At 59.1% G+C, this 18,060-nt stretch carries 12 protein-coding genes and 1 pseudogene; 5 read left to right on the top strand and 8 right to left on the bottom strand.

Features of this window, described 5'->3' with window-relative positions; genetic code table 11:
* The first annotated feature begins 206 nt into the window (after positions 1-206).
* Positions 207-917 (top strand): helix-turn-helix transcriptional regulator, encoded by a 711-nt coding sequence (locus NKJ32_RS22615; protein ID WP_023675616.1) that lies wholly within the window; start codon positions 207-209, stop codon positions 915-917.
* A gap of 118 nt (positions 918-1,035) precedes the next feature.
* A complete protein-coding gene (locus tag NKJ32_RS22610) occupies positions 1,036-2,274 on the top strand; it encodes an NAD-dependent epimerase (protein ID WP_352796917.1) in 1,239 nt (412 codons plus the stop codon).
* 149 nt (positions 2,275-2,423) lie between these two features.
* Here NKJ32_RS22610 and NKJ32_RS22605 read toward each other — a convergent pair whose 3' ends face one another.
* The 8 genes from NKJ32_RS22605 to NKJ32_RS22570 all read right to left on the bottom strand — a co-directional run bounded on the left by NKJ32_RS22605 (position 2,424) and on the right by NKJ32_RS22570 (position 13,640).
* Entirely contained in the window at positions 2,424-4,001 is a 1,578-nt protein-coding gene (locus NKJ32_RS22605; RefSeq protein WP_352576394.1) for a lipopolysaccharide biosynthesis protein, read from the bottom strand.
* On the bottom strand, positions 3,998-6,214 hold the full coding sequence (locus NKJ32_RS22600; RefSeq protein ID WP_352576392.1) for a GumC family protein: 2,217 nt from the start codon (positions 6,212-6,214) through the stop codon (positions 3,998-4,000). Before NKJ32_RS22600 ends, NKJ32_RS22605 begins: the two co-directional genes overlap by 4 nt.
* Before the next feature lies 1 nt (position 6,215).
* A complete protein-coding gene (asnB, locus tag NKJ32_RS22595; protein WP_023675612.1) occupies positions 6,216-8,213 on the bottom strand; it encodes an asparagine synthase (glutamine-hydrolyzing) in 1,998 nt (665 codons plus the stop codon).
* Positions 8,214-8,217: 4 nt separating this feature from the next.
* The gene (locus NKJ32_RS22590; RefSeq protein WP_352449683.1) at positions 8,218-9,474 is read right to left on the bottom strand and encodes an O-antigen ligase family protein; all 1,257 of its coding nucleotides are present in this window, start codon (positions 9,472-9,474) and stop codon (positions 8,218-8,220) included.
* Entirely contained in the window at positions 9,471-10,694 is a 1,224-nt protein-coding gene (locus NKJ32_RS22585) for a glycosyltransferase family 4 protein (protein ID WP_352828977.1), read from the bottom strand. The genes NKJ32_RS22590 and NKJ32_RS22585 overlap by 4 nt, the downstream gene beginning before the upstream one ends.
* Positions 10,695-11,031: 337 nt before the next feature.
* Positions 11,032-11,265, bottom strand: a complete 234-nt coding sequence (locus NKJ32_RS22580) for a Trm112 family protein (RefSeq protein WP_023675609.1) — start codon at positions 11,263-11,265, stop codon at positions 11,032-11,034.
* Positions 11,266-11,557: 292 nt separating this feature from the next.
* A complete protein-coding gene (locus NKJ32_RS22575; protein WP_352756652.1) occupies positions 11,558-12,841 on the bottom strand; it encodes a hypothetical protein in 1,284 nt (427 codons plus the stop codon).
* An 88-nt stretch (positions 12,842-12,929) separates the two neighbouring features.
* Positions 12,930-13,640 (bottom strand): AAA family ATPase, encoded by a 711-nt coding sequence (locus NKJ32_RS22570; RefSeq protein ID WP_352449686.1) that lies wholly within the window; start codon positions 13,638-13,640, stop codon positions 12,930-12,932.
* Between the two features lie 425 nt (positions 13,641-14,065).
* On the opposite strand from NKJ32_RS22570, the gene NKJ32_RS22565 reads away from it, so the two are divergent.
* The 3 genes and pseudogenes from NKJ32_RS22565 to NKJ32_RS22555 all read left to right on the top strand — a co-directional run.
* Positions 14,066-14,887 (top strand): class I SAM-dependent methyltransferase, encoded by an 822-nt coding sequence (locus NKJ32_RS22565; RefSeq protein ID WP_352449687.1) that lies wholly within the window; start codon positions 14,066-14,068, stop codon positions 14,885-14,887.
* Positions 14,888-14,981: 94 nt separating this feature from the next.
* Complete coding sequence (locus tag NKJ32_RS22560) at positions 14,982-16,091, top strand: acyltransferase family protein (protein ID WP_352828975.1); 1,110 nt, start codon at positions 14,982-14,984, stop codon at positions 16,089-16,091.
* A 776-nt stretch (positions 16,092-16,867) separates the two neighbouring features.
* Positions 16,868-18,060 (top strand): annotated as a pseudogene (locus tag NKJ32_RS22555) (calcium-binding protein); the annotation flags it as partial.

Genomic DNA, 18,060 nt, shown 5'->3' with positions numbered 1-18,060 from the left:
ATACCGCTATCATAGCGCGCATTTTATCGGACGCAGCGGGGCCTAAGAGCTGCCTTAGAACTGTCGGATCATATTAAGTTTTCAAGGTGGTGATGAACGTATTATCCGTCAGCGCATAGAAGACTAGAATCCAGCTACACATAGAAGACTACATGAATCCCGAATACTTATTTCGGGCGTGTGAAACTTTGGGTTAGGGGTAGAAAATGAATCTGATCGATAGACAGGTCGATGCTTCTTCGAGCAATCGGTACATTGTTACGAGGACCAAGTATGATTTTGAAGCGCGGAATACGCGGCCCTCTTCTGGTCACCTTCCCGATCGCGCATCGGATCCATTGGACGCAAGGTTCGCCGAACCAAAAGGCCGCAGTCTGGAATCCATAACCGGCGTGCTTGATCGCATTGGCTGTGGCTATCTCGTGCTGAATCGCGAAAGAAAAGTAGTCGAGTGGAACGCAGCCGCCCAAACCACGCTTGAGCGCCAGGGCGAAGCGGCCGACACGGCGAGCGGACTTACGGCCGCCCTAAGGCGGCTGATCGCGAATGTTCCGGGCCAATTCCTGCCGGGCTCGTTGTCTTGGGTGGTGATCCGCAGCAGGGGCGACCGACCGGTGATACTGAACGAGAACGGCGTTATCGCTCCCGACGGAACGAGCATTGTGGCGCTGCTGGATCGCGACAACAGGTCGGGGCCAAATCCTCGGACGCTGCAAAGAATGTTTGGCTTGACGAGCGCAGAAACGCACCTCGCCTTGCGCTTGGCCCAGGGCGACGCACCTTTGGAGATCGCTCGCAGCTGGCGTCTCAGCCGCACCACGATCCGTTCCCAGCTTGCCTCGCTGTTCGCCAAGACCGAAACAAAACGCCAGGCGGAACTGGTGGCCCTTCTTGGGCGTATTTCGGTCCTGCCGTAAGGCCGGCCACTTAGATCCAATCGCCGGACGTCGGCATCCGCCCGGGATTCAAACTACGCAAGTTGGCGTGTCATGACTTGGCAGGTCGTGCACCGCATTGCGCACTCCACTAGGTTCGATGCGCCAGCGTAAATATCGGAAGCCGCAATCCCGGACCGGCTATTCGGTACTGTCGAACGGATTTCGAAAGGCGACAAGTGGACAACGATCTATGCAGCGATTCTGTCCTTGCCGCAGCGGAGAAGATGGAATCGCTCGATCCCGTTCGGACCGCGCGGTGAAGAAACTTGCACGGACAGGACCGATCGTCGTCACCGGCGCCGCAGGCTTCATTGGTTTTCACGTGGCCTCACGGCTTTTGCGTCTTGGTGTCAAAGTCGTGGGCGTCGACAATTTCACGCCCTATTACGATCTGCGGCTCAAGGAAGCGCGGTTTGCACGCCTCTGTAGCGAGGCGAAGTTCACGCCGGTACGAATGGATCTGGCGGATGCCGCGCGCGTTCAGTTGCTGTTTTCAAACGTTCGCCCCTCACACCTTGTCCATCTCGCGGCTCAGGCCGGCGTGCGTCATTCACTTGTTGACCCGCACGCCTATGTGCAATCGAATATAGTGGCGTTTCTCAACGTCCTTGAGGGCTGCCGGCATCATGGCGTCGGTCATCTCGTCTACGCCTCTTCGAGCTCCGTCTACGGCTTGAATCGAACCATACCGTTTTCCGAAAATCACGGCGCCGATCATCCCGTCAGCTTCTACGCCGCCACCAAGCGTTCGAATGAATTCATGGCGCATTCATACAGCCATTTGTTCGGCCTGCCCGTGACCGGACTGCGCTTCTTCACCGTTTATGGCCCTTGGGGCAGGCCCGACATGGCCGTCTACTTGTTCACGCGCGCGATCGTCGAGAGCAAACCAATTGAAGTAGCCAATGCCGGCCGCGTGTGGCGAGATTTCACCTATATCGACGATATCGCTGAGGGCGTGGTTCGAGCACTTGCTACACCGCCGCAGCCGGATCCGAATTGGGACCCTTGCACCGCCGACCCTGCCACAAGTTCCGCGCCGTATCGCGTCTACAATATCGGCAACGACCGGCCCGAGGAGATCAACCGGCTGATTTCGATCATCGAGACCGCTCTTGGCAGCCGGGCAGTTCGCGTGGATGTGCCGTTGCCGCCTGGCGACGTTCTGGAGACGCGCGCCGACGTCAGCGATCTTCGCCAGGCCGTCGGCTTCGCCCCGGCAACACCGCTAGAGGACGGAGTGCGACGCTTTGTCGAATGGTACCGGGACTTTCATGGAACGGATGCCGCGGCCAGCGTACGGCAACAGACGTTGGTGAATGAGGCCACCGTGTAGGCCGCGGGCCCTGTCGGGCGATGATCTGCCACTCGGCGTGTAACGCGTCGGCCACAAAGCCGCACTCCCCAGCCTCTATCCGACACAACCCTGGACTCGAAATTCCTGAACGCTGATGCCGTCGCGTATCGGGGCGCGACGGTCTCAAATCAGCGCAGGAACCAATGTCGCCGCTGGCCTTCGACTGCGTGCGTTCTGAACGATGTTAGCGCAAAGATCAGCCCAGGGATAATTTTCAGCCGTTTGCTGATGTAGATCGACATCGCCACATTCCAAATCGCCAACGCAAGCGCGAGGCCCACTGCGGCGCCCGGCGCGCCGTAGAGCGCAATTCCTGTGGCACAGCCTATGATACTGGCCGCAGCGCCGACGATCATGGTTGCGGCTGCCGCCCATTCGTTTCCGGTCATCATCAAGAGGAGCATCTGGGGTCCGCACAGCGCGACAAAGACATATCCGAGAATGAGTATCCGCGCGACGGGTGCCGCGGTACTGAAATCCCCGCCGAACCAGCTCAACAGAGGTTCAATAATCGCAAGCATCGGGATGGCCATCGTTAGAGCCCCACCAGAGGAAAGTAGGGCGGCCCGTGAAAACAGCTGCTGCAGAGCCATCCGATCGCCTCGGGCATGAAGGGCAGCCGCTGTCGGCGCAAACATCGTAGAGACGGCAACCAGGGAAAGGCTCACAAGCAAGGCGACGTTCAATCCCAATGCGAAAATGCCTGCTTCGCGAATGTGATGCGTCCAGCCCAGCACCATGACTCCGGCCCGGCTGATGAAAACATCGAGCCCAGCCATGAGCATCATTGGCGGAACCGCGGACCACCATTCCCGCGACTCGTCGCCTGGCTGAACCTGCCGCAAGCCAGGCGGCTGAAATTTTGTCGCCATGACGAACACCAGGCCGACCGTGATGGCTGAACTTGCCAGCACCGCCTGCATCACCAAGGGTGCGTTGGGGGTCCATGATCCGGATAAGCCCGCCATTCCCAGCAACGTCAACAAGAGGCCGTCGCGCACTATGCGTTCCGGCAGGAGGGCCGAGACACCGCCGCCGAAAGCACGAACAAGTGTTGCGCCCAAAGCGTAGGCGGTGACCAAAGGCACTGCTGCCATGCCTAGCAGCTGGCTGATTTGAAGCTCCTTGTGAGAAGGATCTGAAAAGAAAAAGATCAAGGCGGCGCCAACGATGCCGAATAGTGTCGCCGCCGCCAGCGACCTCTGCAGAGCAAACCTGATTACGCCGTGTACCAGGTCAAGCCGCCCTTTGGCACTGTAGGCGGAGACGAAACGCAACAAGGATACATGGAAACCAAGCGTTGCAAGATAGGCAAGCACCGAGGTCCAGGCCAGAACATAGGAGTAAATGCCATAGCTGGTGGAGCCAACGATGCGCGCAATCAATAACTGCGCCAAGCTGGTCAAGCCCGCACCCCCGATATAGACCAAAAGAGCGAAGATGCTGGCATAGCCGAGACCCCGGCCCGTGTCCTCCTTGTGCGGCAAAACCATATTCGTTGGAGCAACGGAGGCCGCAGGGAAGCGGGCGAGCTTCGGATCGCTGAAATCGTCGATGTCTTTTGCGCCGGCGTCGCGCATTTCTTCGCCTTGATCGCCTTTGGCCGCGGACCCTGCTCCGGACTGCGAGATCGTCGATATTATCTTCCGCTCGACAGGTCGAATGCCGTGGCGGTCGTTACGCGGAATCCCGCATGTGACATTCATGATGTTCTCTCGAGCAAGAGATCCGCGCTGTCCCCAAACCGGTAGCCGGCGTGTTTCCTAAGATTGACCTGCGTGAGAACGCTGCCTACGGGGACCTGAGCCGTCTCGTCCTCCGTCAGCAACTGCAGAACACCACGCGCGATGCTGCGACGCGTCCTGGCCCAGCGAACAGCGAAAAGAACTGCGTCAGCCCAGCCCGTCAGTAGCCTGGCCTCAGGTCCTCCAAGTCCCAGCGGTCCATTTATGATGACGATGCTGTACATCGAGCGCAGCTCATCTGTGACCAGGGACCCGTCGATCATGGACAGTTGCGGCAGCAGATCCTCTGATGGTGCGAGTGCCATGAAGTCGATTCCAATTTCAGGCATTCCCGTGACCGCGTCGTGCAGCGGACAACGGTCGCTCATATAGTCTCCAAAGGATTTATGCGGCTTGAACGCACCGAATTCGTTCAGAAACTCGTTCGTGAGGCGGGCGCCCGTGCCATCAAGATCGAGAAAAAGCACTCGTCCCCCAAGTCGGGTAGCTGCCAAGGCGAGGCTCCATGCGAGCTCGGTCTTGCCATCATGCCGGACGCTGGACGTGACGAGGATGACGTGCGACGCACGGCCTCTCGCTTTGTTGAGAGCCACGGTGACAAGGAGAGAAGTGACGGCTCGGCTGTAGCTGCAGTTTTGCTGGCCGAGAACCAGCTGCTGTAGTCGTTTCGCGTGTATTGTGGGCGCTTCCGGTATCAGCCCCAGGCACGGAACCCTGAGCGCGGCTTCAGCTTCGGCCCCGCCGCGCAAGGTCTGATTGAGACGGCTGCGGACCAAGACGAAGACCCCGCCAATGAGGCCAAACACGATCATGCCGGGCGGAATAAGAAAGATGGGCGGCAGGGTTTTTGGATTCGTTGGCGGCCATGCCGCTGAAAGGATCGAGACCCCGGGCAAGGGAGTTGCGATGCGCTGCACCAGATCCTGTTGTTGGGTGAGAAGCTGGTTGTATCGCTGCGTCAGGATGCTGACCTGCGGCTCGAGCGCACGCAAGCCGGAAAGCCGGCCGGCTGTGTCGGCCACCACCGCATCGAGCACATTCTTACGGCCCTCCAGAGCAGCGATCTGGGCACGGTAGATGTTCCCCTCCGCCGCAATGCGAGCAGTGCCTTGTTCGATCTCGCCGTTGATCGCAGTGCTAAGGCCCGCATCCGCATTGTCGTTGGCTTGGCGGGCCGCCATGTCGGCCAATACCGGAGACCCGATCGCTTCGGCGAGCGCCGCGACCGATGCTCCTTCCTCTCGCAAAGCCTCGATGTGCTGAAGGTGAGATTCCGTCGCTGAGAGATCCGCTTTCGACAAGGATATCTGCTGACTAAGTTCGGCTGTCTCCTTGGCAGCGTTATCCGCCGCACCTTGATCGACCGCGCCATGGCTCAGTCGATACTTTTCCAGGCGGTCGGTCGCTTTCGCCAGGTCGCTTTGTACGACCGGCAGGCTGGCGACGATCGAGGCGAGTTCCAGCCTGTCTGACGCCCTGCGCTTCTGTGCGAGATCGTCGATGTATACTTGGACGAACGTATTGGCCACCAGGGCGGCTCGCGCCGGATCGTCGTCGGTGAAGCCGACGGTGATCACCCTTGATCTCAGTTCCTGTCCAACCCTCATGCCCTTCCGCAATGCCTTGAGTTCGGCTGCATCGGCCGCCTCCGGCCTGCCCTGCGGCCAAATCCTTTCTAGCAGACCAGCTGCGAAGGTGCGTATGTTCTGCAGGTTGCCGCCTACCGGGGCGGCGCGGGAATTTCCGACATCACCTTGCTCAGCAATGTTGCCGATCTTTGTCTCGCGTAGGGCTGCCACCAGGCGACGCAGATGCCCCTGCGAAGAGAGCATGGTTAAGTGGTCATCAATGCTCGCATCCAGCATCTCCTGAGCAGAATCCGCACCTCCGGGAGCCGCGTTCCTGCCAGGAGCATCGACAATCACCTGTGCGGTCGCCTCGAACAGGACAGGACGCACAAAACCCGCAAGCCCAGCCAACACTCCGCCCAAAATCACCATTGCAAGCAGGAACCATTTTCTCCTCGCGATGGTAATGAGGAGTTGATGGAAGGGGGTCTGCGCGTCGACCTGTTCGCGCAGGAATGGCCTCATGCGCGGATTGATCTCGCGCGTCGGCACGTGCATTTCAGTGGCGCGCGGAAGGTGAATTCGGCTGACTATGGAACCTTCCATCTCATACTCCTGTCAGTTCGAGCGCTGTGGACATGCCCGTTGCCGGCCCGGCGGACCGCCCGGCCTCGTTGCGCCAGGCCTGGAACATCAACGCGGGCCACAAATCGCGAGAATGATCCTGTCTTCCGTCAAGATGGTCGCGCCAGCAGGTTTCGACCTTCGCAAAGTCGAAGATCCCATCTCCGGAGAGGCGTATATCGGCGACTAGATCGCTGGCCCAGATGCGCAACGGGCCGCTCAGCCAGACTGCTATGGGAACATCGAAACCCTGCTTCGGCCGGTCGATCAGCCGTTGCGGAACATAGCGGCTAAGCAGCTGACGAAGAAGCCACTTGCCTTTGCCATTGCGGACCTTCGCATGTGCCGGCAGCCGCCAGGCGAATTCGACAACCCGATGGTCGAGAAGCGGGCACCGGCCTTCGAGGCTATTGGCCATGCTGGCGCGGTCCAACTTCACCAATATATCGTCGGGCAGGTAACCGGCCATGTCGTCGTACAAGAGACGGGACAGCAGGCCATCAAGCCGGGGGGACCCTTGAATTGATGTGGGCGGCGTGTGGAGTGCGAGGCTCCCGGTCGATGCTCCGGTCAGCCGTCGATGCAATTCGTCCTCATCTGGCGCAGCGAGCAGCCGAGCGAGGCGATGCAGCCGGTCGCTCCGCAGCGCGTGCCGTCCACTCGCCGAAAGCGGCAGCTTGCCGACGAAATCGTGACGCGCTGCACGGGCCAGCAATCCGACCCCTGCAGCAAGCGCGTGACGCAGCGGCGACGGCAGCGCATGCTGTCGTTTCAACCGCGCAGCCATGAAATGACGAGCGTAACCGGCGAAGCATTCATCGCCACCGTCGCCTGATAGCGCCACCGTAACGTGCTGGCGAGCGAGCCGCGCCACGAGCAAAGTCGGTATCTGCGATTCATCGGCGAACGGCTCATCCCAGATCCGCGGCAGTTCCGGAATGACTTCACGCGCAGCGGCTGCTGAAAGGTGGAGTTCAGTATGATCGGTGCCCAGGTGCCGCGCGACCTCCGCCGCGTGGGGAGCCTCATCAAACCCGCCTTCTCCGAAAGCGATCGTGAATGTGCGCACCGGTTTTGGCGATTGGGCCTGCATCAGCGCCACAACCGTGGAGCTGTCGAGGCCACCAGACAGAAAGGCACCCAGCGGCACATCGGCTATCATGCGTTCCCGGACGGCAAGTCGAAGCAGATCGTCGAGTCCATCGGTCAGTTCTTCGTCGGTACCGGCGATTGGATTCTGTCGACCGTTCGCGGCGATTTCAGACAGCGACCACCAGTGTCGGGCGCGTTGCGAAAGGGATGCGGCGCTGCGCGCCTCGGCAAAATCCGCCGCCGTCACAGACAGGACCGAGCCCGGAGGTAGCTTGAACACGCCTCGCCAGATGCAACAGTTTCCCGGTACCCATCCTTTCGAAAGCATTGTCGCGGCCGCGTCGAGATCGAGCTCCTGACAGAAACCTGGAAAACGATGGATTGCCTTCAACTCGGAGGCAAAAACGAGCGCATCGCGCGTTGCAGCAACATAGAGCGGCTTCTTGCCCATTCGGTCGCGGGCGAGATGGAGGGTCCTGGTCTTTAGATCCCACAATCCAAATGCGAACATGCCAGCGAAGCGCGTGAGTGCGGTGTCGAGACCCCAGCTCTCGATTGCGCACAGCATCACTTCGGTATCGCTGGCGCCACGGAACCGATGGCCAGCGTCTTCAAGCTCGCGGCGCAGATCGCGGAAATTGTAGATCTCGCCGTTGAAGGTAATGGCATATCGGCCACTTGCCGAATGCATCGGCTGGCGTCCTGCTTCCGATAGGTCGACTATAGCCAAACGTCGGTGGCCGAAGGCAATGCCGGCTTCGCGATTGATCCAGAAGCCTTCGCCATCAGGCCCACGATGACGAAGGGCCGTCGTCATCTGGCCAATTGCCCTGAGCGGCTTGATGTTCGCGGCATCGGGTGCAAGGAGAATTCCGGTAATCCCACACATGCCATCACCTCAGGTCGCTAGAGGTTGCCGAAATCGTTCGCGGCGTTCCGGCAACAAGGCAAATGGTAAGCGCAAACCACACGATTGGATGGCGGATGATCAGATGTGGCATTCCGAAGATGACGATCGACACCACCAGCACGAACAGGGCATCGAGCTTCGCACGCCATGCGCATAAAGCCGCCGCGCCGACAATCCAGGCCAGGGCCAGGACCGCAACCAAACCACCTTGAGTGTACAGATCGAGAATCGTGTTGTGAGCCTCGAAAGGCCGGGGCAGAAATTGGCTGTAGGAAATGGGCGGGCGCTCCAGATGCGGGCCAGGACCAAGGCCCAGGGATCCTGACGTTAGGCCCTTGCCCAATGCATCTCCCCAGAGATGGATTCGAAGTGCAGCGGTTTCGGCGGTCGCTTCGCCGCCCTTGTCCTTGGTAAGACTCAAGGCGAACTGTTCGACGCTGCCCACCTCCGTGACGATGTAAGGCGTCATCGACATGGCCAACGGAAGGAAGCCAATCATCAGCAGGAGGGTAACTTGCCGGGACAGGCTGACCTTGCCGTCACCGGCTGCGAGCCATGTCCGAACCCGCAGCCCAAGAAATATCAGGCCGACCAGGACCGTCGTGTAAAGATAGGTATCACTCTTCGTCAGCCTTCCGACATAGATGGTCAGGATAAGGCTGCTGAGCCCGGCCAGCCTCGCCCACGGCTTGCTTGTAGTCGTCGCAAGATGCAAGGCGAGCGGACCAAGGAGTGCGCAATAGAGCGCGAGCTGGTTGGGATTCTCGGACCAGCCTCGGAAGCGATCCCAGTACCAGGGATCGACGCCGGATTGGTGGATCCAACCCCATCCAAGTGCCAGCTGAACAATAAAGCATGCATTCGCAATCGCGACCACCCACCAGGCAGCACTGCGCAGACGGCGATCCGCGTCGGGCTCCGCGGCGGCCAGGCAGGTGACGCAGATCAGCAGCAGGTAGGCTACCATATCGTGCATCACCACCGACAGGTACAGTACCGTGGTCAGGTAGCCAACGATGGTGCCAATACCCAGAGCGAGCGTGATGATCAGCCAGAAGCCCGCAACACGGATCAGGGCGGGCCTGACTACCAAGTGACCGCCGGCGAGCACCCGCCCGATCGACAGCATGATCCAAAGCGCGAGAAACAATTCGCCATAGCCGTAGGGCAAGCCCGGAACCGAGAGCTGCGCCGCATACGACATGGCCACGCCGCAGGCCAGGATCGCGTCCCGGATCATCGGCGCGCTCCACCCGATCCGCGGTTTGCAGCAGGCTCTTCAAGCAACACCGGCGATGCCGGTCGAGCGAAGCCGCCCTGGGATTTGGCACTAAGGACATTGTCGTAGAGATCGCAATATTGCTCGACCACCCAGGGCAGCGAGAACTGCGTCCGGACGAGCTCGACAGAGCGAGCGCCCATGGTCCGTCCTTTCCGGCGGTCGGACAGGACCTCTATAATTCGAGAGGCAAGGCCGTTCGCATCGTGCGGGGGGACGAGATGGCCGTTCCATCCGTCCTCGACCACCTCATTGCAACCAGGCATCATCGAGGCGACGATAGGCAATCCCGCGAGCCCTGCCTCCAGCAGGACGCGCGGAATCCCTTCTCGGTATTGTGTTGGGAAGGCGAACAGATCGGCCATGCCAAGAAGGGCAGGAACGTCGCGTCGTGGACCCAAGGCGATGACATGCGGCACATGTCGATCGATCTCAGCCTTGTCCACTGCAAATGGGCCCTCGGATTCCAATGGGCCGACAAGCACGAAACGGGCATTGGGCCTTTCCGACAGGATGCGAGGGACTGCCTTGAGGAGTGTCGGGATGCCTTTCTGGCGCGTTAGCCGGCCGACAAAAATTACGATCTCGGCGGATTGGAGCCCAAGCTCTTCGCGCATTTTCATCGCCGACGGGGCAAGATGCCTTGCCATGGCGAACGCATCGACGTCGATTCCAGAACTGCGGATCACTCGTCCGCTGCCGCGTCCGATCAGTCGGTAGCGTTCAAAGAATGCCTGATCGTCCCGATTCTGGAACACCGTAGCCGCCGTCCATAACGACGAAAGCCATTGCAGTCCGCAAAAGATTGGGCGCAGGGCAAGGGCGCGCGGTTCCAGGGACGAGAATGTCCAGCCCAGACCGTTGATAGTGCGCACGACTGGAACGCTTCCGCGCACCGCAAGTGGCGTCACCAGGTTGGGCTTGGTGTCGAAGCTTTGGATAATGTCCGGCCGGAGTTCCGCCATCAGCTTTCGAATGGTTCTGATGGCGGCCCATTCTCCGCTGCTGCTGGAAAATCGGTCGAAACTGTAGCTGCGATGCGGAATGCCATGCCGCAGGAATGCGGCTTCACCGCCGCTCGACACCGCAGTAACACGGAATCCCTTCTCTCGCAGCGACATCAAGAACGGAATTCGCAGGGCATGATCCTCGCCTCCGACACACACCAGATGCGGATTCATCCTGCGTCTCCTGACCGTTCGCTGTAGCCCGATCGCGCGAAGTGGCCGGCCCTTGAATTTGCTTTCATGGTGTTGGTTTCGCTACCCATCTCGCCCAGGTCACGGTAGGGGCAGGTCTTGCCACTGTCCTCGTCTGTTTAAATGACGCAAACCCTGTCCCGGCAGCGGGCCGCCGTACCCAGCCGGTTCAGGTCGCCGCGCGTTGCATCAAAGAGGTCGGCACTGCCCGGGTGCCGAGCGCAGAGTGGTCCGCAGACAAACGGCTCGCGCTCCGCGGCACACTTTCCTGTCATTGCTGGCTGTCGTCGGAAAGCCGCCTAATTTAGCGCGGCTCCCATCATCGTCTGGATGCGCGAAGTTTGACCACGCGGGAGGTGATCGTCCGTGCCTCCGAGGCTAGCAGGATTGGAATGCCGTCGCGAACCGGATAGGCAAGTCCTGCGCTCTTCGAAACGAGTTCATCGCGATCCGAATCCCAGGCAAGTGAGCCCTTGGTCATTGGGCATACCAACCATTCCAACAACTCAGGATTGAAAGAGGCATTCTCTTCGGCTCGCTTATCCGTATCCATCTGCTATTCCTTTCTCGGCCGTGACATCAACAGTGAGCTCCGGCGCGAGCGCCCTTGGCGATACAAGCCGTCACCCGACGTCATCGCTGTAATTCGTAGGATTCCGGCAAGTGTCATAAGCCTTGCAAACTGCACAATCACGCTAGGTGCAGGCTTGGCCACTGTCGTCGTCCGTTTGAATGAATCGACATCGAACGGAGCCGTATGGCGGCGAAGTTGAACGTGAGGCGTTAAAAGCGTGAATGGAGCAAGCACGATCGGCCATATCGCCATAGGCGACCGGAACGTTTCGTTATTGAAGACCGCTCGCGGCTAATGCTCTCGAGCCAGTGTCTGATCCTTCCGGCCAGTCAATACGGGCGACGAAATCGTAAACCGGGCCGCCGGGTACTCCCCAATTGCTTGACCAGATCACCTGTGAACCGTCCGGGGACGGCGAGGCGTGGGTCTCACTCCAGTAGTCGAATGGAACGTTCTTCGTCTGCACAATGCGCCGGACCTCTCCGCTGCCGTCGATGCGCAACGCGATGACTTCCCGCGCATACGGCGCCCAAGCCGGATATTTCGATACTTCGTCCGGATTGCCCGAATAGGTAAGGAACACCCAACCGGGCCTGTCCAGCGACCTGAGCGATGCATGCTGTGCTTCACCATATCTCATGAGCGAGGTGACTTTCCCATCTGACAGCCTTCGCTTGATCACCTGGTATATGTCTGGATCGGACTTACTGATCCCCACATAGATTTCGCTGCCGTCGGCATCGACGGTCATGTCGCCATGGCCAGGCCGATGATGCTCAGTCCATTTCTGGCGCAGAACGCCGTCAACAGAAAAGATGAACGTCTGTTCAGTGTCGTCTTTCAGGTTCTGAATGCATAAGATGTTGACGCCCAGCGGCGAGATTGAGCAGGCGCCGTTGGCTCCGACAAGCTGTGCGAGATCGATTTCCGGAAATTTCCGCCGCTGTTTGAGATCGTAGGCAAAGACGACCGCTTTGCCGTCCCGGCGAACCGCGCGTACGGCAATACGGCTGCCATCACGGCTTGGATTACCTTTGTATGGCCCGAACTGGAGATTGCTACTGTCAGTCGAAACAAACAGGACCTCCTCATGATTGGTGCGTGGCGCCCAGGTCGAGATTTTCCGACCACCGACGCAGATCATCAGGTCGGGATCGTGAGGATGCCATTCGCATTCGGTCGATCGATCACGGCGAAAAAGCGGGACGTAGGTGCGCCCATCCAGGAAGCATAAGCCGCCGCAGCCGTTGCTGATGACAAGAAGGCTCTGATCCGAATTCCAGGCCTGGGCGCTCGAATAGCGGTGGCTGCAATATTTGCTCCCGCATGCGATGCCGGCGCCGAGGATTCCGGGTTTGGTTATTCGGGTGAAAGTTGTGCCAAATGCCGCATCCTTCGCGGCGTGCAGGTAATCCGGCAGGTCCATGGCTACCGGCGCGACGAACTTTGTCGATGCGACGTCCTCTCCACTCACCGCCCCGTGGATAACTATGGATATCGCGCTGACAGCAGCTAACGTCAACGCCAAGGCAGTCTGGTAGCGAGAAAAGCGCATGTCATGTCAACTCGCGCGGTTCCTTTTCAATAATTCGATTTTCCATATTATTGGATATCTCTTGTCAACGCTTCAAAACCGCATCTCTCTAAGCTTCAACTCTTTTAAATTTCGCCCGCGTCGCGCCGAACTTGTCGACTACTCCACGCGCTATCATTTCTGTGGCGGCTGTGAGCCCGTTCGAATCTAAACTTTCGACGCAAGTTGTTGGCACGGGAAACGATCCAAGTTGTTCCCCAATGAGATTAACGTGGTCAATATGATCAAGACTGCTCTGCAGATCGACTTCGAGGAACTTCTGAATGATACCGAGGTTACGCCGGCGTTCCTTCAGACGGACCTCTAGAATTTCCCTTGGCGCCTGCAATCGGACAAGCAGATCCGGTTTGGGTAGAAGCTCGAGCGCGCGCGACACCCTTTCACGATCCGTTATGCCGCTGAACAAAACCAGTGAACATACGAATTGCACCATACCCTGGTCAAAAATTGAGATCGTGTCATTGGACGCTATTGCCGCGCGCCAAGCTTGAAGAAGAGCTTCAAGATGCCAGTTCAGGCGAGCCGCCCACAGCTCATTCTTGGGTGGAAGAATCTTAAGCACTTCTGCACCGAGAGAACGCTGTCCGATCCACTTTGAATGCAAGCCGGAGACCAGTTTGAAGGCGGCCCTTCTAACCGGATGTCGGCGGTCACCGGTCTGCAAAACAACACAGTAGCCCTGAGCTCGCAAAACGTGCACCAGCTCGGACGCTAACGTCGTCTTACCAGCACCGGACGGCCCAAATAGCTCCAAGATCATCTTTCAATCCAGACTGAGGGAAGCCTACTGGCAGTGACGTCATGTCCATTTGCTGAAGCGAACGCCCATCTCTTCCTGGGATGTCTAGCCGACGAGCCAGGAATCCGCGCCATCCGTATGAATGACGGTGTGGTCACGTTAGGATATCGACGGACGCCAAAATCGTGAACGGAAGGAGTGCGTTTCGGTCACTATCCTTCCGGATTGCCTACCGTCCGTTTACCGTTCCGTCTCCGAAAGGGGTGTGCAGTAGCCCTATTCCCCAGCACACTTCCGCGAGGGCGCGGCAGTCATGAGTTCGGCATGTCTCATCCGTTCGAGGGATGCGAGACACCCAGCCTTCTGGAAACCTTCTCTGTGATGGACGCAGCCAACTGGCCGTTTATCCCCTCTATCGCCAATAGGGCAGCTTGGTCGGCTATCCAATGAACGTGTCGGACAAAAATCTTCGATCTCATCTGCAGGAGAAATCGTATGAAAGCAGGCATATGAGCGAGAACCTCGAGCCACATCAGACGGCAGCGGCAAATACGGCTATACCTGCCAATTACAACGCCAAGGTCGCGGCAGTCGCGGCCTATGAGCTCCCGACAAAACAGAGATATCAAGATCCGGGTTTTGCGAGCTGGTACCTGAACGGCTATGCAGGCCGGTTGAAGCTGTCCACCGTTGCGTCATACGTCATTGCGCGACGGGAGCAACGCTGCGTCGCCAAGGCGCTGGAGAGGTGCAGCCCGCCTCCATCTCAGGTGCTCGATATCCCATGCGGAACCGGGAAGCTGGCCGGCGTGCTGGGCCAGCATAATTGTCGGGTGCTGGCTGCAGACATTTCAATGGAAATGATGGCCTTGGCTAAATCAGCATATGAAGGTCAATCCGGATTTCGGGGATTCATCCGATGTGACGTGACGCAGCTGCCGTTCGCCGACGAAAGCTTTGACACGGTGGTCTGCCTTCGCCTCATTCACCTTATCCCGCCACATCTCAGGCGCGACATTATCATTGAGCTCGCGCGCGTTGCCAGCCGTCGCCTGATCGTATCCTACGGCCTTGGCACCCGCCTCCAGAGAATACGGCTAAGGCTGCGGAAGATGATCACCGGAAGGATGTCGGCGCCTCATCCCGTCAATCTCACCGTTGCACGACAGGATTTCGCGGCGGCGGGGCTCAAGCTGGTACGCTCTTTTAGCGTCCTGCGGTTCCTGTCCTGCGAGCAGCTGTTCGTACTTGAGAAGGTAAAGGCTTGACCTGCCGCCGGTTTGCAGTCTTCGCGTTAGCACTGGTATTGCGGATCAGGCCGCTGATGGGTGTCAAAAGCTGAAACGGCTGTGGAAGGTAGCTGTGGAACCGGCAGGCAAGGCCATTCCGGCGCGCATGGCATCACTCGACCTGCTGCGCCTGGCTGCAGCCCTCGCGGTCGTGCTCTTTCACTATCTTTTTGGCGGCGCGATCGCGGGCAATCTCGACGTGGAATATCCTGCCGCAGCACCTTACGCCATCTACGGCTATCTCGGCGTCAATCTGTTTTTCCTGATCAGCGGTTTCGTCATCGCGTGGTCGGCCGAAGGTCGAACCTGGCAGGAATTCGCGGTCGCCCGCTTCGCCCGGCTTTATCCCGGATTCCTCGTCTGCATGACCGCGACGTTTGTTGTTCTCGTCGTCGCCAAAGATCAGCGTTTTCCGACCGATGTTCCAACCTATGTAGCCAATCTTTCCATGTTCGCCCGCCTCTTCGGCAGGCCGTCCATGGATGGCGTCTACTGGTCGATCATGCTCGAGATCCTGTTTTACGGCTGGGTTGCAGTGCTGATCTTTGCCGGCGCCTTTCAGCGCTGGAAAATACCCATCGCGGCCATCTGGCTCGCAATTTCGGCAACCAACGAGTTCTTCTTTGGGAACCCGGTGATACGCATTCTCTTCATTACAAACTATGCGCCTTTGTTTGCCGCGGGCATCCTCGCGGAAGACATCGTTGCAAGGGGCCGTTCACCGGCCGCGTTCCTGTTTCTTGCCGTCGCGTTCCTGGTGTCTTGCCAGACCGCAATGTTCTCTCATAACTGGATGCAGGAGCACTTTGGCGCAGCCATTTCGTATCCTGCTCTCTTCACCGCCAACATGGTGGTCTACGGAGTCTTCGCTGGCGCGATATTGCTCCGCTCCGTGATTGCTCCATCCAAGGCTATCATGATGCTCGGAGGGTTGACTTATCCGCTGTATCTTTTGCACCAGTATATCGGCTACATTTCGCTTAACGCGCTGGCGCCTCATGTCGGCAAGAACGCCGCATTCTTCGTCGTGTTGGCCGGGGTCCTCCTTGCCTCTTTTATCGTCTGGCGCTTCATCGAGACGCCGGTACGCAAGCCGCTCGTCCGCGCCCTGGTGTCTGGGATATATCGCCTTGCACCAGCCTCGCGGCCAATCCGGCAAACCTCTTCCGCGCGAACGTCATGATCAGGAGCTTTCGGCGGATGCCGCAGAAGATGTTTGAGTCCAACCGCCGCCTCGCGGAAAAGGCAACTGGGTAGCCCCACGACGCCTGCGCAAGCGAATACATGATCTGTGGGTCAATCCGCAGGCGAGCAGCAGGCCGGCGATCAGGCGAGACAGCACCGGGGTTCCTTCCAAGCCGCCGATGTTGCACGGCACCGCTGTTGCGGCAATGCCGGCTGCGAGGCGCATTCGCATTTCGGAGAGGCGCCGTCTCAGATCGGCAGCTTCGTCGATTGTGTCACATTTTGTTCTTGCTTTGTGCCGGCAGCTATGCTAGTAATTTGGGTACGGTGCAGATTCGCACTGACGACCCGCCGCTAGGCGGGTTTTGTTTTTGGTCTGGTTTTCAGATTTCCCGGCCGTCCTGCGTCGGACGGCTTCTCGACCGCGCCATTCGAGCCAAGCTCCACACGGTCGGATCAAGTTAGCCGAGTCTTATCCCGAATAGAACCATCCTTGGCTGGTCGTCGATACCGTTGCGGAAACGAGTTCGAAGGGAGCGCCCCTCCAACGCTCAATCCTACTTCAAACCTCAATATTTCTGTCAGAGGGTGTCGGTATGTGATTTGGCGCTAATATACGCCGTCTGTAAGTAGGCACGGTCGAAACAGAAAAAGGAATATTGGATGACAACTCTGCATTACACGTCAGGTGGATCGGGCACGGAAATTTCGCAAGCCGGATTCAATCTGGCCGACGTTTCATCTGTTGACCAACTCAATGCGCTGCCGGACGGTATGAAGGGCTTGGTCTACCTCAACGAAACCGACGGAGCGACGTCGTCCTTTATCGACAAGATCACGCCTTTCATCGGCAATCCGAAGCTGTTCGGATTCTTCCTTGTCGACGAGCCGGATCCCACCGGCCAATGGGGCACCTACGCCTCCGCCGCGAATCTGAAGGCAGAATCCGACTGGATTCACGCCAATGTGCCGGACGCCAAGACCTACATCACGATGATGAGCTTGGGGACGTCCGCGAATCCGGATTTTTCGAACACGTACAATCCCGCCAATACCGGTATCGATTACTACGGCGTGGATGTCTATCCTGTCCGCACGGATGGCGCGGTCGACTATAACATGATCGATAAATTCGTTGCCGCCGCTCAGGCATCGGGCATCCCGACGAGCAAGATCATTCCAGGCTACCAGACGTTTGGCGGTGGCGACTATAACACCGACATGGGTGGCAAATATGTCGTGCCCACCGCCGCCCAGATGGAAACCATGATGGACCACTGGGCCAAGCTGGTTCCGTCACCCGCCTTCGACTATGCGTACGCCTGGGGTTCACAGCGAGGCGACACCGCGCTTGAGAGCTCCCCGGAACTGCAGGCCGTTTTCCGGCAACACAATCTCAGCACCGCCGGGACTGCTCCTTCCGAAGCTGCGGCCACCGATCCCATTTCTACGGCGACGGTCCCTTCCGAGGCCACCACCGGCGATAGCACCGCGACTGTCACCGCTCCTTCCGAAGCCACCACCGGCGGCAGCACCTCGACCGCCACCGCCCCTTCCGAAGCCACCTCCAGCGGCGGCACCTCGACCGCCACCGCCCCTTCCGAAGCCACCTCCAGCGGCGGCACCTCGACCGCCACAGCCCCGGCCGAGACCATCACCGGCGGCAGCACCTCGACTGCCACCGCCCCTTCCGAAGCCACCACCGGCGATAGCAATCATGGCAAGACCACGCTTTCGCATCTCCTCGCCGGCAACGGCGGTTCGATTACTACCGCCGCCTCCGGCGCTACCGCCAGCGATGGCAGTCATGGCAAGACCGCGCTGTCGCCCCTCCTCGCCAGCGACGGCAGTTCGACTACTACCGCCGCCTCCGGCGCTACCACCAGCGATGGCAGTCATGGCAAGACCGCGCTGTCGCCCCTCCTCGCCAGCGACGGCAGTTCGACTACTACCGCCGCCTCCGGCGC

The organism is Mesorhizobium sp. M0159 (genome assembly GCF_040322295.1).
Taxonomy (GTDB): domain Bacteria; phylum Pseudomonadota; class Alphaproteobacteria; order Rhizobiales; family Rhizobiaceae; genus Mesorhizobium.
Note: the sequence above shows the minus strand (reverse complement) of the source record. Positions and strands in the feature narration are given on the sequence as shown.